General features: G+C 63.4%; 14 protein-coding genes. 5 read left to right on the top strand and 9 right to left on the bottom strand.

All coding sequences use genetic code 11. The features are described 5' to 3' along the window. Positions 1–202: 202 nt before the first annotated feature. The 7 genes from rplI to KBP54_RS10510 form a co-directional block, all read right to left on the bottom strand. Positions 203–655 (bottom strand): 50S ribosomal protein L9, encoded by a 453-nt coding sequence (gene rplI, locus KBP54_RS10480; RefSeq protein ID WP_070361727.1) that lies wholly within the window; start codon positions 653–655, stop codon positions 203–205. Positions 656–702: 47 nt separating this feature from the next. After that, positions 703–1,272 carry a single-stranded DNA-binding protein gene (locus KBP54_RS10485; RefSeq protein WP_070361726.1) on the bottom strand — a complete coding sequence of 190 codons (570 nt, stop codon included), beginning with the start codon at positions 1,270–1,272 and terminating at the stop codon, positions 703–705. Positions 1,273–1,313: 41 nt separating this feature from the next. Beyond that, a complete protein-coding gene (gene rpsF / locus KBP54_RS10490) occupies positions 1,314–1,610 on the bottom strand; it encodes a 30S ribosomal protein S6 (protein WP_070361725.1) in 297 nt (98 codons plus the stop codon). A gap of 136 nt (positions 1,611–1,746) precedes the next feature. Further along, entirely contained in the window at positions 1,747–1,935 is a 189-nt protein-coding gene (locus KBP54_RS10495) for a hypothetical protein (RefSeq protein WP_071573826.1), read from the bottom strand. Further along, entirely contained in the window at positions 1,863–3,377 is a 1,515-nt protein-coding gene (locus tag KBP54_RS10500) for a glycosyltransferase family 87 protein (protein ID WP_070361724.1), read from the bottom strand. The genes KBP54_RS10495 and KBP54_RS10500 overlap by 73 nt, the downstream gene beginning before the upstream one ends. 10 nt (positions 3,378–3,387) lie before the next feature. Beyond that, positions 3,388–5,577: a transglycosylase domain-containing protein gene (locus KBP54_RS10505; RefSeq protein WP_070361723.1), complete on the bottom strand. Its 2,190-nt coding sequence runs from the start codon at positions 5,575–5,577 to the stop codon at positions 3,388–3,390. 63 nt (positions 5,578–5,640) lie between these two features. Beyond that, positions 5,641–6,003 (bottom strand): DUF5318 family protein, encoded by a 363-nt coding sequence (locus KBP54_RS10510; RefSeq protein ID WP_084028643.1) that lies wholly within the window; start codon positions 6,001–6,003, stop codon positions 5,641–5,643. A gap of 97 nt (positions 6,004–6,100) precedes the next feature. Here KBP54_RS10510 and KBP54_RS10515 point away from each other — a divergent pair, with 97 nt between their 5' ends. Genes KBP54_RS10515 through KBP54_RS10525 form a run of 3 tightly spaced genes read left to right on the top strand, consistent with a single transcriptional unit; the run spans position 6,101 to position 8,009 of the window. Beyond that, positions 6,101–6,550: a MarR family winged helix-turn-helix transcriptional regulator gene (locus KBP54_RS10515; RefSeq protein ID WP_070361721.1), complete on the top strand. Its 450-nt coding sequence runs from the start codon at positions 6,101–6,103 to the stop codon at positions 6,548–6,550. Between the two features lie 14 nt (positions 6,551–6,564). Continuing rightward, complete coding sequence (locus tag KBP54_RS10520) at positions 6,565–7,524, top strand: universal stress protein (protein ID WP_256005701.1); 960 nt, start codon at positions 6,565–6,567, stop codon at positions 7,522–7,524. A 2-nt stretch (positions 7,525–7,526) separates the two neighbouring features. After that, positions 7,527–8,009: a hypothetical protein gene (locus KBP54_RS10525; RefSeq protein ID WP_070361718.1), complete on the top strand. Its 483-nt coding sequence runs from the start codon at positions 7,527–7,529 to the stop codon at positions 8,007–8,009. On the opposite strand, the gene trhO is transcribed toward KBP54_RS10525, so the two are convergent. Both trhO and KBP54_RS10535 read right to left on the bottom strand, forming a co-directional pair. Continuing rightward, a complete protein-coding gene (gene trhO, locus KBP54_RS10530) occupies positions 7,972–8,880 on the bottom strand; it encodes an oxygen-dependent tRNA uridine(34) hydroxylase TrhO (RefSeq protein ID WP_070361717.1) in 909 nt (302 codons plus the stop codon). The genes KBP54_RS10525 and trhO overlap by 38 nt on opposite strands. A 10-nt stretch (positions 8,881–8,890) precedes the next feature. Next, positions 8,891–10,384: a DUF1846 domain-containing protein gene (locus KBP54_RS10535; RefSeq protein WP_070363408.1), complete on the bottom strand. Its 1,494-nt coding sequence runs from the start codon at positions 10,382–10,384 to the stop codon at positions 8,891–8,893. 237 nt (positions 10,385–10,621) lie between these two features. On the opposite strand from KBP54_RS10535, the gene KBP54_RS10540 reads away from it, so the two are divergent. Both KBP54_RS10540 and KBP54_RS10545 read left to right on the top strand, forming a co-directional pair. Then, positions 10,622–11,416, top strand: a complete 795-nt coding sequence (locus tag KBP54_RS10540) for an Fpg/Nei family DNA glycosylase (protein ID WP_070361716.1) — start codon at positions 10,622–10,624, stop codon at positions 11,414–11,416. Between the two features lie 16 nt (positions 11,417–11,432). Next, positions 11,433–12,860, top strand: a complete 1,428-nt coding sequence (locus tag KBP54_RS10545) for a bifunctional ADP-dependent NAD(P)H-hydrate dehydratase/NAD(P)H-hydrate epimerase (protein ID WP_070361715.1) — start codon at positions 11,433–11,435, stop codon at positions 12,858–12,860. Positions 12,861–12,908: the final 48 nt, after the last annotated feature.

Raw genomic sequence — 12,908 nt, forward strand, 5'->3', positions numbered from 1 at the left:
TACCCCCGGTGGATAACCCGCTACCAGCTGGTTTGACTAGGCGCCTTCGGTGCGCTAAATACACCGTCACATGAGGGTCACACCGCCTCGCTGTGGAGAGTTATCCACAAGCGCAGGTAGGCAAACGAAAACGGGCCCCGCTCCTCACAAGCGGGACCCGTTCTCAAGCTGTTGTCGTTGGACTACCTATCGGTAATCGTCGTTATTTGCTAACGACCTCGAAGTTCACTTTGCCTTCCACGCTGTCGTGGAGGTTCACCTTGACCTGGTATCCACCGGTCTTGGTAACAAGGCCCTTCGGTACATTGATGCGGCGCTTGTCCAGGGATGGACCGCCGGCTGCCTTGACAGCTGCTGCGATGTCGCCAGGCTTGACGGAGCCGAACAGCTTGCCCTTCTCGGAGGTACGCACTGGCACCTTCACGCCGGTCAGCTGGTCGAGCTGATCACGCAGCTCCTTTGCGTGGTCCAAGTCGCGGACCTCGCGCTCCTTCTGTACACGCTGAATATCACGGATCTGCTTCTCTGCACCGCGGGTGGCTGGGATAGCCAGGCCACGTGGGAGCAGGAAGTTACGGCCATAGCCGCCCTTGACCTCGACGATCTCGCCTGCCTCGCCAAGGTTATCAACGGCAGCGGTGAGGATCAGTTTCATGAATCCTAACCTTCCTTGAGTTGAAAATGCTTATGTGTGGGAAATGCTTAGAACGGGGGCTCGTCGTCCATCCCGCCGAATCCACCGGCAGGTGGAGCCGAATTCCACGGATCGTTTTGCGGCTGCGACTGCTGTGCCTGCTGCTGTTGCTGTGCAGGCTGCTGCGGTGCCTGACCAAACCCACCCATGTTCTGAGGCTGCTGCTGTTGCTGTTGCTGCTGTGGGCGACCGTAGCCCGAGTTGCCCTCGCGTGGCGTGCGCTGCACGTTCGCGGTGGCATACTTCAGGGACGGGCCTACCTCATCAACTTCGACCTCAAACACGGTGCGGTTTTCGCCCTCGCGGGTCTGGTAGGAGCGCTGCTTCAGGCGACCGTTGACGATAACGCGCATACCCTTGGTGAGGGACTCCGCGACGTTCTCCGCCATCTGACGCCAGCAGTTACAGGTCAAAAACAGGGCCTCGCCGTCTTCCCACTGATTCGTGTCGCGGTTGAACTGGCGTGGCGTGGAAGCGATGCGGAAGTTCGCTACCGCTGCACCACTTGGAATAAACCGCAGTTCCGGGTCCGCAACCAGGTTGCCGACGACGGTGATCGGTGTATCGCCTTGTGCCATTGTTTTGACTCCTTCGTTTCCGTGGTTCCGAAAGCCGTTCTTTACTTGTCGGTTCGCAGAACCTTGGTGCGCAGCACTGATTCGCTCAGGCTCAGCACACGATCGAGCTCTTGGACGGTATCTGCTGCGCATTCAAGATTGATGACAGCGTAGATGCCCTCTTCCTTCTTGTTGATTGGGTACGCAAGACGCTGCTTGCCCCACACATCAACGTTTTCTACCTTGCCGTTTTCCTTACGGACGATCTCGAGGAACTTGTCCAGGGACGGGGCAACGGTGCGTTCATCCTGCTGTGGATCGAGGATGATCATTACTTCGTAGTGACGCACGGACCTCATCACCTCCTATGGTCTAGATTTGAATGTTTTCGGCCGCCGCATTGTGCGGTGGCAGGAGGGTCGTTGCGTCAAGCAACCCCACCAGCGTACCCCACCCGTTACGCTGGGCAAAATACTTCTCGACGCCCCCTCCGCCCTACTGCGGATTGGGCACGGCTACGAAGACCGCGAGGATCACCGGAATGACGGTAATGAAGACAAAAGCGGCAAGACCGTAGCCAACGGCGCGAGGGATTTCTTGACGGTTCGTCGCTACGAACGCTGCGGCGATGAAACCGAATCCGACTGCGATTGAGGCGATTCCGGTAACGGTTGCGGATCCCATGCTGGCTCCTTCCAATCTTCAGGGGTAGTCAGAAGCGGGTCGTGGCCGTTGTGTGCGGCAGCAACTTTGTCCTCGCGCTTGCCGAACATCTGCTGGATAACCAGCACCATAATGGCGATGATGAGTGCGTCGCGGGAGATGATGACGGTGTCCAGCAGCGCGCCAGGAGCACCCTTTTGGTCCTCGCCCATCATGTGCCACATCAGCACTGGCCACACCATCATGTCCACGGTCATCCAGGTCAGCAGCAGGCGCCAGTACGGCAGGGCAAGGACAGCGGGAACGATGAACCAGATGGAGTACTGGGGGCTCCACACCTTGTTGAAGAGGAGGAAGAAGCCGACGATGAGCACGAACAGCTCGGCGACGCGCGGCGTGCGCGGCGCCTTCAGGCCAAGCACGAGGACGGCTGCGCAGCCCGCGAGGAAGAGCACCAGCGTAACCGTGTTCAGGATGACGGGGGCTCCTTCGCCACTGTCGAATCCGCTCCAGCCGAAGACGCGGTTGATCACTGCGTAGATGGTGGTCCACTCCCAGCCGCGGTCAGTGTTCAAGCGGTTGAACTCGTTCCATGCCTCCGGGTTGTGCAGGTACACCGGCAGGTTCACCGCCACCCAGGTCAGTGCGGTGGCGGCCACCATCTTCAGGAAGGGCACGAAGGTGCGCTTCCTGATCGCCAGCACCAGGTAGGCCCCGAGGATGAACAGTGGCCACAGTTTGAATGCGGTGCCGGCGCCGATCAGGACGCCTGCCAGCCAGTACTTCTTGTTGCGCACGGCGAGCATGGCTGCCACGACGAAGAAGATGGATGGGATGTCCCAGTTGGTGAACAGGTGCATGATCAGCAACGGGGAGCCGACGACGAGCAAGGTGTCCCAGATTCGGTTACCGGCTAGCTCCGCCACCATGCGCGCCGTGACCACCCAGATGGCGGCCAGGATGAGCACGGTGACGTAGAAGTACCAGCCGGATTCCGGCAGGATGCGGGAGACCGCAAAGTAGGTGTTGCGGGAGATGAACGCGCAGAACTGCTGGAACAGGCCAGCGAGCACTGGGTACTCCATGTAGCGCGTCAGGTCACCCTCAACCCAGGAGAAGTCGTAGACGAAGCCCGGCTGGTCCAGGCCGCGGCCGCCGTACAGCGGCAGGATGTCGTTGTAGCAAAAGGAGGTGTACTGCCGGTTTCCGTCCCAGTTGACCTGCATGATGCCGTTATCGTCCAACTTGCCCATTGCGCAGTTCGACTTCGACAGCGCGCCGAGGCCAATGAAGACGTAGGCGAGCGCGAAGATGGTGCGTAGCGGCGTCCAGAACTTGGAGCGACCAATTTGGGCGAAGCGCCCCATCGGCCCGCCGAGGAACTCAACCCAACCGCGGGCGGCGGGTTCGGTGAGGGCTGGCTGGACGCGATCCTTCGGGTCAGGCCACGTGGTTGCTGTCATCGTTGCTCCGTTATCCAAAGATATCGTTTATAACCTGGTCGATTGCGTCCTGTACCGGGTCCGGCCGCGGCGCGGGCGCCGGTGCTGGCGCCGGAGCCGGAGCCGGTGCGGGGGCTGGTGCCGCCGGCTGGCCAGGTCCGGCCTCGCCCGTCGGCGCGTTGGCGTCGGCGCTTGGCGACGCCGCATCAGCCGGAGCACCCGTGGTCGAATTACCGGAGAAGCCACCGTAGTAGCCGCCCAGGTTCACGCCGCCCGAGTAGGGGTGGACGCCCCAGTACACCGGGGATGCCTCAGGGAAGTACTCGAAGTCCTGGCCCTGCAGGAGGGAGTCCAGCACGTTCTTCCAGATCCGGCCCGGGGTGTCGGCGCCGAACATGTTGCCGCCGTAGGAGTTGAAGATGGCCGAGGTGTTGTCGGCAGTGCCCACCCACACGGCCACGGCGAGCTGCGGCGTCGAGCCGACGGTCCAGGCGTCCTTGTTCAGGCCGGTGTTGCCCAGCTGGGCAGTACCGGTCTTCGCGGCCGACGGACGGCCGCCGGCCAACACGGCGTTGGAGTACGGGACGACGGACTGCATCGCCTTAATCACGTTGTCGGCGACTTGCTGGGAAACACGGCGCTCCGTGTAGCCCGGGTCGAACTCGTAGAGGACCTCGCCGTAGGCGTCGGTGACGCGCTGCACGAAGTGTGTCGGGTGCGCCAGGCCGCGGTTCGTCAACGTGGACACCGCCGTAGCCATATCGAGCACGCGGGACTGGTACTGGCCCAGCACGATGCCCTCGTAGGGCTGGCCACCGTTTTCACGCAGCGTCACCGGGATACCTGGGATGGAGCGGGCCACGCCGAGAGCGTGCGCCATGTCCGCGGTGTCCTGCGTGGTGTTATCCAGGTCATCCTGAATGCGCATGAACGCGGTGTTCGAGGAGGTGCGGGTGGCATCCAGCATGGAGATCATGCCTGCGCCGCCGCCGTCCCAGTTCGTCACCACGTGGCCACCCGGCAGCGTCACAGGGGTTGCCGAGTACATCGCGTTGAGCGGGATGCCCTGCTGCAGCGCCGCGGCCAGCGCGAAGATCTTGAAGGTGGAACCGGTCTGCAGACCTGCGTTGGCGTAGTCCCAGCCGGAGGGGTCGTCGCCGCCGTAGTAGGCGCGTACTGCGCCCGTCTTCGGGTCGATGGCCACGACGCCGGTGCGGGCGTCGTCCTGCAGGAGCGAAAGCTGCTCGCGGGAAATCCGCTCGACCTCTGCCTGCGAGTTCGGGTCAATCGTGGTGGTGATCTTCAAACCACGGTTGGTAAGGTCCGACTCGGAGATGCCAATGGTGGCCAGCTCCGTCATCACCTGGTTCTTAATCAGGCCGTTCGGGCCGCTGGCCTCGGTGTAGGCCGAGTAGGTCGCCGGATCGCGGGTCTCCGGGTACTGCAGCCCGGCGCGCTTCGCAGGGTCGAGCTTGTTCGTCTCAACGAGCCCATCCATCACGTAGTTCCAGCGGGCTTTCGCGCCATCAGGGTTGGTCCACGGGTCGAGCTGGCTCGGCAGCTGGATGGAGGACGCAAGCACGCCGCCCTCCTCCAGCGTCAGCTCGCTGGCCGGCTTGTCGAAGAATGCGTGCGCAGCAGCCTCGATGCCGTATGCGTTGCGCCCGAAGTAGACGGTGTTGAGGTAGGCGTTGAGGATTTCTTCCTTGGTCCAAGAGTGGGTCATCTTGATGGAGTACACCAGCTCCTTGGCCTTGCGCTCATAGGAGTGCTCATTGCCGACCAGGGCGTTCTTCACGTACTGCTGCGTAATCGTGGAGCCACCACCGGCTGATGCGTTGCCGGTAATCTGGCCGATCACGGCGCGACCGAAGCCGGTGAAGGAGAAGCCGGAGTTGTCCCAGAAGTCGCGGTCCTCGGCAGCGAGGACGGCGTTTTGCACGTCAACTGGCACCTGCTCCAGCGGGATCTGAACGCGGTTGCCCTCCGGCGGCACGATGCGAGCCAGGTCGGTTTTGCCGTCGTTAAAGTAGAGGTTTGAGATCTGCGCCGTTTCGATCTCATGCGGCTCCGGGATGTTCGCCCGCTGGTAGTTCCAGATAAACCACACAGCTGGGATGCTGGCCAGCAACACCACGAGCAGGAGCATGGCTAGGACCCATTGGCCCGTCCGCGACCGGGACTTGGATGGGGTCTTGGTTTTCTCGTCTACGTTAGTCACACATTGTCCCTGTACGATCACCTACAGAATTGCTACAGCACACACTACCCGTACCGGGCGTTTTTACCGCACTGGAGTGGCGGTCCATTCTTGCAACAAGTGGTTCCAGTGGCAGTGGGGGCACACTTCCACCTTGTGCACGGTGATTGGGCCGACCTCACCCACAAGGGTGTCAATCTCGGCCTCGCTGCGTGCGGTGCCGGTGCGACGTCCAAGCTTTTCGCTGTACACCCAGCGCACTTCTCGCAAGTCACGGCCGCAAATTGGGCAGTTTCTTTTCGACGCCTCTCCGTGATGTTCTGCGGCTGCGCGGAGAAGGAAGTCGGCGTCGCAAAGCTCTTCTCTGGGAATGTGCCCGGCGTGATAGGCGCGAAGGGCCGCCCGGCGTTGCCATTCGTGCGAAACTTCGTGCTGGTAGGTGAACATCGCCGCCATACTAGCGCAACAACATAGTTTCCTTCGCCTATGTATAGAATGATGCGTTGCACGTTTTGTTCGTCTCTTTTGTACAAGGCAGGTCCTTATGGCTGATCGTCCTGACCCGTTGGAGTTGGCACAGCGTATTCGCCCGGCGATGACGAGTTTGTATGTCGCGTATTTCCGAAATACGGAACGCTCCGACCTCACCGGCCCCCAGCTTTCGATCTTGCGTCGCCTCGAGGTGGAAGGGCCGAGCCGGATCAGCCATATCGCCACGTCAGAGGGCGTGCGGATGCCGACGGCCTCGAACACCATCAACCAACTGGAGAAGCGCGGCCTCGTGCACCGCACGCGCTCCGCGGAGGACAGGCGCGGCGTGCTCGTCGACCTGACTGACCAGGGCAAACGCGAGCTGAGGCGAGTGGGCAAGGAACGCACGCAGTACCTCGCGGATATGCTCGCCACGCTTGATGACGCCTCGCTGCAGCAGCTCGACGCCGCCACCGAGGCAATTAATACCCTGGCAGACGTCTACGCGAACCCGGAAAGCTAATACACTAGGTCGGTATGGCGCCACGATCTTTCTCTTCTGAACTAGCCCAGTCCTTTGAGTCTGAGCGCCCACTTCGAGTGCTCGTCGGTTGGGATGCTTCCAACTCGGAGGCGATCGAGTTCGCCGCCTGGCTGGGGCGGAGCCTGCCCGTGACGGTGCGGGTTGCGGCGTCGGTGTCGGGTTCGTGGACGAAGTCGCTGTCGTCGAAGAAGTACGACAAGTGGCTGCAGAAGCAGCGAGACACCATCAGCGAGAAGGCCACGAAGGCGCTGAAGCACGAGTTGCCGCGTTCGCAGTGGGCGGACCCGGTGGCGCAGGTGCTGGAGCGCGGCAGCCTCGCGGAGTGCCTGTTCGAGATGGCGGACGGTTTTGAGGCTGATATTTTGCTGCTCGGCTCGAAGTCGAAGACGTCGAAGGGCCGTTTCCGGCCGACCTCCGACGCGGACGAGATGATGCACTCCTCCCCGCTTCCGCTGGGCCTGGCGCCGAAGGGCGTGCAGCTTTCGAAGAAGGGCATCACCCGCGTCACCTACTCGCTCATCGACTCTGGCGCGGTGCAACCGAGCTTCTCCGGCCTGGCGTACGCCACCACGCTCGCCAGCCTTCTCGACGTCCCGCTGCGCATCATCGCGTTTTCCCCCAGCGAGGGCGGCGGTTTCGATGACCAGGAAGACCAGATGGAGTGGAACGAGGCCGCGCTCGGCCTGTTGGACCGCGCACGCGACTCGGCGTTTGCTGTCGCGGAACACCTCGGGCCGGAGCACACCGAGCGTCTCGACGTCTCCAACTTCGTCGCCACCGGCAAGGGTTGGAAGAAGGCCATCGACTCGGTGAAGTGGAAGAAGGGCGACATTTTGTGCCTGGGCTCGAAGTCCTCGGGCCCGCTCAAGCGCGTGTTCGTTGGCACCCGCGAGGGCGAGTTCATCCGCTTCGCCCCGGTGCCCGTCATCGTGTACCCACGAGGGAAGCACTAACCATGGCTGACGTGTTTGACCACCCCGAAAACGATCTGCATTCCGGCGCGGACCGCTTCTCCCGCGTCCGGCCGGAACCGGCCAGCTTCGACGAGCTGGCCTTAGAGCCGGACCCGCTGGAGGTCGCGCGGCGCAACAAGGCGTCGACGAAGCAGGCGATCACGCTTGCGGTGGTGACGGTGCTTGGCACGCTGCTGTTCGCGTGGGCACTCGCCGCCGTCGCCCGCGTGCAGGGCGGCCCCCTGTGCGAGGCCGGGGACGCGGCGTGGCTGTGCACCGAGTCGTGGCGGACGTGGTGGGCCGTCGTCACCTCGATTCCGCCGGTGGCGGGCCTACTCACCTGCGCGGTGCTGATGGTGCGCAAGCTCAACCGCTACGAGCGCTGGATCCCCTGGATGGGCGTGTTCTGGCTGCCCATCGTGCCGTTCACCATGTGGTGGCTGACGGTCACGATTGGGATGCTGGCGCTTGATGCGACGCACTAGCGCAATCTGCGCAGTACGGGTTCTCCTCCCGGCAGGCCTCGCAGCTTAAGTACTGGTGGCGGCACTCCGGCTCGTTCACGCAGTTATAGAACATGTTCGACGGCGCCCCGCAGTGCACGCAGTGGCCAAGCTGCACATAGTCCGGGTCATTCTCCGGGCCGAACTCGGTGTGCATCCGCTTATCAAACACGTACAGCGAGCCCTCCCACAGGCCCGAGTTGCCGTACTTCTCGCCGTAGCGGACGATGCCGCCGTCGATCTGGTAGACCTCCTCGAAGCCGCGGTTCTTCATCAGGCTGGACAGGATCTCGCAGCGGATACCGCCGGTGCAATAAGAGATGACTGGCTTGTCCTTCATCCAGTCGTACTTGCCGCTCTCCAGCTCCTTGATGAAGTCGTGGGTGGTTTCCACGTCCGGGACCACGGCGTTCTTAAACTTGCCAATCTCAGCCTCGCGGGCGTTGCGGCCGTCGAAAAACACAACATCCGGGTTGTTGGCCACCAGCTCGTTGACCTCCTCCGGCTTCAGGTGTGTGCCGCCTCCGACGACACCGTGCTCGTCGACCTTCAGCTCGCCCGGCGCGCCGAACGCCACGATCTCATCGCGCGCCTTGACCGACAGCTTCGGGAAGTCCTCCGCGCCGCCCTCGGACCACTTGAACTCGATGCCCCGGAAGTACTCCTTCGTCTTCTTCACGTAGGTCTTGCAGGCCTTAATGTCACCGCCGACGGTGCCGTTGATACCGTCCTTCGAGATCAGGATGCGGCCGGTCAGTCCCAGGCCCTCGCAGAGGTCGCGCTGCCAGAGGCGTACCGCGTCCGGGTCCGCGATGGGCTGGAACTTGTAATACAGGAGGATCTTGCTCGTCATGCCCACGAGTTTAGCGCTTGTGGTAGAGCCCCTTCTTCCAGTACTTCGGCTCCGAGGTCACTAGCACGCCCAGGTTACGGAAAATGCCCTCGTCGACGGAGCCAAGAATGGTGCTGGTGTGCGCGTCGCAGCCGCGCAGGTTCTTCAGCTGCTCCAGCGCCGCCGCCGCATCACTGCTTGTCGACGCCGACACCGACAACGCAATGAGCACCTCATCAGTATGTAGCCGCGGGTTCACGGACCCGAGGTGGCGCGTCTTCAGCGTCTGGATCGGCTCGATGGAATCCGGCGACAGGAGGTGGACGGAGTCGTCGATCCCCGCGAGCACCTTCAGCGCGTTGAGCAGCACCGCCGCCGACGGGCCCAACAGGTCCGTGGTCTTGCCGGTCACGATGGTGCCGTCAGGCAGCTCCAGCGCAGCGCCCGGCGTGCCGGTGGTTTGTGCGACCTCCAGGGCCGGAGCGACCACCACGCGGTCCTGCGGGGTCACCTCCGCCTTGCGCATGATGTTCAGGATCCGGTCGGAGACGGTGTGGTCGGAGTCGTCGCGGCGCTCGTCCACGAGCGTCTTGTAGTAGCGGCGCACGATCTCCTGCTTCGCGGCGTGGCGGCAGGCGGCGTCATCACTAATGCAGTAGCCCGCCATGTTCACGCCCATGTCCGTCGGTGACTGGTACGGCTCCTCCCCCGTCACCTCACGCAGCAGCGCCTTGAGCAGCGGGAACACTTCGATATCACGGTTGTAGCTGGTGACGGTCTCCCCGTAGGCGTCCAGGTGGTACTGGTCGATCACGTTGACGTCATCAAGGTCGGCCGTCGCGGCCTCGTACGCGAGGTTCACCGGGTGCGACAGCGGCAAGTTCCAGATGGGGAACGTCTCAAACTTGGCGTAGCCAGCGTTAATACCGCGACGGTGCTCGTGGTAGATCTGGCTCAGGCACGTGGCCAGCTTGCCGGAGCCCGGGCCCGGTGCCGTCATCACGATCAGGTCGCGGGACGTCTCCACGTACTCGTTGCGGCCGAAGCCCTCCTCGGATACGATGCGCTGCGTATCGTGCGGGTACCCGGCAATCATGTAGTGGCGCGACACCGTCAGGCCCAGACGCTGCAGCCTCTCAATGAACGCCTCCACCAGCGGGTTCTCACCCTCCAGCTGGGTCACCACCACATTCTCGACGAGGAACCCTCGCTCCCGGAACACGTCCACGAGGCGCAGCACGTCCTCCTCGTAGGAAATCCCGAGGTCCGCCCGCATCTTCTGGCGCACCACGTCACCCGCATTAAACGCGATCACGATCTCGACCTCATCCTTGATGCGGTCCAACATCGCAATCTTGTTATCCGGCGTAAACCCCGGCAGCACGCGGGAGGCATGATTGTCGTCGAAGAGCTTGCCACCCATCTCTAGGTAGAGCTTTCCCCCAATTGCTTTTCGTCGGGCCGAAATGTGCTCCGACTGCATCGCAATGTACTTATCCCGATCAAATCCAACGCTATATGGCATGGAACCTGAAGTATACCGGGCCAGCCCGCGCATCTCTATTTGTGCACGTTGGGGCGGGGTTGGTTCCCGTCGACCTCTTACGGTCGACCAACCCTGGTCAGGGCGAAATCAGGTTTTTGGCGTCGAAAAGCCCCAAATTGCCGTGACCTGCATTGGTCGACGCTAAGAGGTCGACCGGAGCGGAAGCGGGTGCGCACTGTACCTTAATCGGTGAGATATAAGGAGTAGCAGAGTCCAATGCCCGAAGGCCACGTCATCCACCGCCTCGCCCGCCACTTGAACGACACGTTTGCGGGGCAGCCCATCGAGATTTCCTCCCCGCAAGGACGTTTCGACGTCTCCCCGCTCGCTGGCGCCACCCTGACGGAGGCCCGCGCGGTGGGCAAGCACCTGTTCCTGGAGTTCTCCACGGCGACGGTGCATGTGCACCTGGGCCTGATTGGTTCCTTCCGTTTCGAACCGGCGGAGGACGTGTGGGGCCAGATCCGGCTGCGGCTGGCCAACGAGGACGTGGCGGCGAACCTGCGCGGCCCGCAGTACTGCCGCTACGTCTCCCCACCGGAGGAGCAGGTGATTCTGGACCGCAGCGGCGAAGACCCCCTTGACCCGGACGCGGACCCGGAGGCGCTGTGGGAGAGGGTGCGGGCGTCGAGACGCACGATTGGGTCATTGATGATGGACCAGCAGTACTTCGCGGGCGTGGGCAATATATACCGTGCGGAGCCGCTGTTCCGCCTGGGTATTTCCCCGTTCGTGCCGGGCCGCGCGTTGGACCACGAGGCGTTCCTGCGCCTGTGGCAGGACGTGCGCGAGCTGATGGAGTACGGGGTGGAGCACGGCCGGATAGATACTGTGCGCCCCGAGCACAGCCCCGAGGCGATGGACAGACCACCCCGGAAGGACGACCACGGCGGTGAGGTCTACGTGTACCGCCGCGCCGGCGAGCCCTGCTTTGTTTGTGGCACACCAATCGAGGTGCGCAAGTACGAGGGCCGCAATTTGTTCTGGTGCCCCTCCTGCCAGGCGGAATAGCGCGTAGAATGGCGGAATGTTTGCTGCACCGTTTGCCTATTCCGCCGCGGAGATTCGAGCCGCGGAAGCTCCCCTCCTTGCCGCTGAGGCGTCTCCAGATGCGTTGATGCAACGCGCCGCGCATGCTGTGGCGCGCGTGGCGCGCGAGATGTCGGGGCCGCGGGAGCGAGTGTTGTTGCTGGTGGGCCCGGGCGGCAACGGTGGGGATGCGCTGTACGCGGGGGCGGAGCTCGCCAGGGAGGGATGGCAGGTCGAGGCCTGGCTGCCGCTGGGCAGGGCGCAGCAGCGGGCGTTGGATGCGTTTGTGGGGGCCGGAGGTGGGGTCGTCGAGAAGCCTGGGGCGTGCGACCTCCTTATCGACGGCCTCTTCGGCCTCGGCGGGGCCGGCGACCTGCCCGACGCTGTCGCCGACATCGACGCGAACCAGGTGCTGGCCGTGGACGTGCCGAGCGGCGTGGATGCCGACACCGGCAAGGCCGGCCGCAACGCGCTGCAGGCCAACGTGACGGTGACGTTCGGCGGGTGGCGCTACGCGCATGCCCTCTCGACGCGCTGCGGGAATGTGCTGTGCGCGGACATTGGCCTACCACTGCCGGAGAGCCACGTGCGGGCGTACCGCGCGGTGCCCAACACGGGCCTGGACCTCGAGGGCATCAGGCCGATGGGCCCGGTGCCGGTGAGCGTCAAGGAGCCCGGCGCCGATGACGACAAATACACAGGCGGTGTGGTCGGCATCCACGCTGGCAGCGGCACGTATCCGGGCGCGGCGCTGCTGTGCACGGCTGGGGCGGTGACGGCGACACCGGCGATGGTGCGGTTCGCGGGCGCGCAGGCGCTTGAGGTGGTACGGGCGCGGCCGGAGGTCGTGGCCACCCGCGAGTTGGAGCAAGCCGGTCAGGTGCAGGCGTGGGTGTGCGGCCCTGGTATCGGGATCGATGGGGAGGCGGATGCTGCCGTCGATTGGGTGTTGCGGCAGGGTGTGCCGGTGGTGCTCGACGCGGATGCGCTCACCCTTGTGGCCCGCGCGCCGCGTAAGTTGGCGCGGGTTGTGGTGACCCCGCACGACGGTGAATTTTCACGCCTATATACAGGTATGACCAACGATCGCGTCGAGGAGACTGCCGACTGCGCACGGGCGCTCGGCTGCACGGTGGTCCGGAAGGGGCGTGCCACGGTCGTTTCAGACGGCCAGGAATCCATCCTTATCGACGCCGGCTCCTCCTGGGCCGCCACACCCGGCTCCGGCGATGTGCTTGCCGGGATTATTGGGGCTCGTGTGGCGCGCGACGGGATAGACGACGTCCTACTTTTGGCCCAGTCGGTTCAGGTACACGCGGTGGCTGCGTGGCTCGCTTCCCGGACACCGTACGGCCACGCACAGACTTCTGCTAGCGAAATTGCATCCAATGTGCGTAGCGCTACGGCGTGGTGCGCACGTTTTTAGCAAAAGCAGTGTATGTGGGTCTAAATTACACCGCTGTAATTTAATGCC

Origin of the sequence: Corynebacterium pseudogenitalium, from assembly GCF_024453815.1 — a bacterium.
Lineage (GTDB): Bacteria > Actinomycetota > Actinomycetes > Mycobacteriales > Mycobacteriaceae > Corynebacterium > Corynebacterium pseudogenitalium.

Excerpts from the sequence above, each read along its gene's own strand:
- rplI (WP_070361727.1), bottom strand. The coding sequence starts at position 655 with ATGAAACTGATCCTCACCGCTGCCGTTGATAACCTTGGCGAGGCAGGC.
- KBP54_RS10485 (WP_070361726.1), bottom strand. The coding sequence starts at position 1,272 with ATGGCACAAGGCGATACACCGATCACCGTCGTCGGCAACCTGGTTGCG.
- rpsF (WP_070361725.1), bottom strand. The coding sequence starts at position 1,610 with ATGAGGTCCGTGCGTCACTACGAAGTAATGATCATCCTCGATCCACAG.
- KBP54_RS10495 (WP_071573826.1), bottom strand. The coding sequence starts at position 1,935 with ATGGGATCCGCAACCGTTACCGGAATCGCCTCAATCGCAGTCGGATTC.
- KBP54_RS10500 (WP_070361724.1), bottom strand. The coding sequence starts at position 3,377 with ATGACAGCAACCACGTGGCCTGACCCGAAGGATCGCGTCCAGCCAGCC.
- KBP54_RS10510 (WP_084028643.1), bottom strand. The coding sequence starts at position 6,003 with ATGTTCACCTACCAGCACGAAGTTTCGCACGAATGGCAACGCCGGGCG.
- KBP54_RS10515 (WP_070361721.1), top strand. The coding sequence starts at position 6,101 with ATGGCTGATCGTCCTGACCCGTTGGAGTTGGCACAGCGTATTCGCCCG.
- KBP54_RS10520 (WP_256005701.1), top strand. The coding sequence starts at position 6,565 with ATGGCGCCACGATCTTTCTCTTCTGAACTAGCCCAGTCCTTTGAGTCT.
- KBP54_RS10525 (WP_070361718.1), top strand. The coding sequence starts at position 7,527 with ATGGCTGACGTGTTTGACCACCCCGAAAACGATCTGCATTCCGGCGCG.
- trhO (WP_070361717.1), bottom strand. The coding sequence starts at position 8,880 with ATGACGAGCAAGATCCTCCTGTATTACAAGTTCCAGCCCATCGCGGAC.
- KBP54_RS10535 (WP_070363408.1), bottom strand. The coding sequence starts at position 10,384 with ATGCCATATAGCGTTGGATTTGATCGGGATAAGTACATTGCGATGCAG.
- KBP54_RS10540 (WP_070361716.1), top strand. The coding sequence starts at position 10,622 with ATGCCCGAAGGCCACGTCATCCACCGCCTCGCCCGCCACTTGAACGAC.
- KBP54_RS10545 (WP_070361715.1), top strand. The coding sequence starts at position 11,433 with ATGTTTGCTGCACCGTTTGCCTATTCCGCCGCGGAGATTCGAGCCGCG.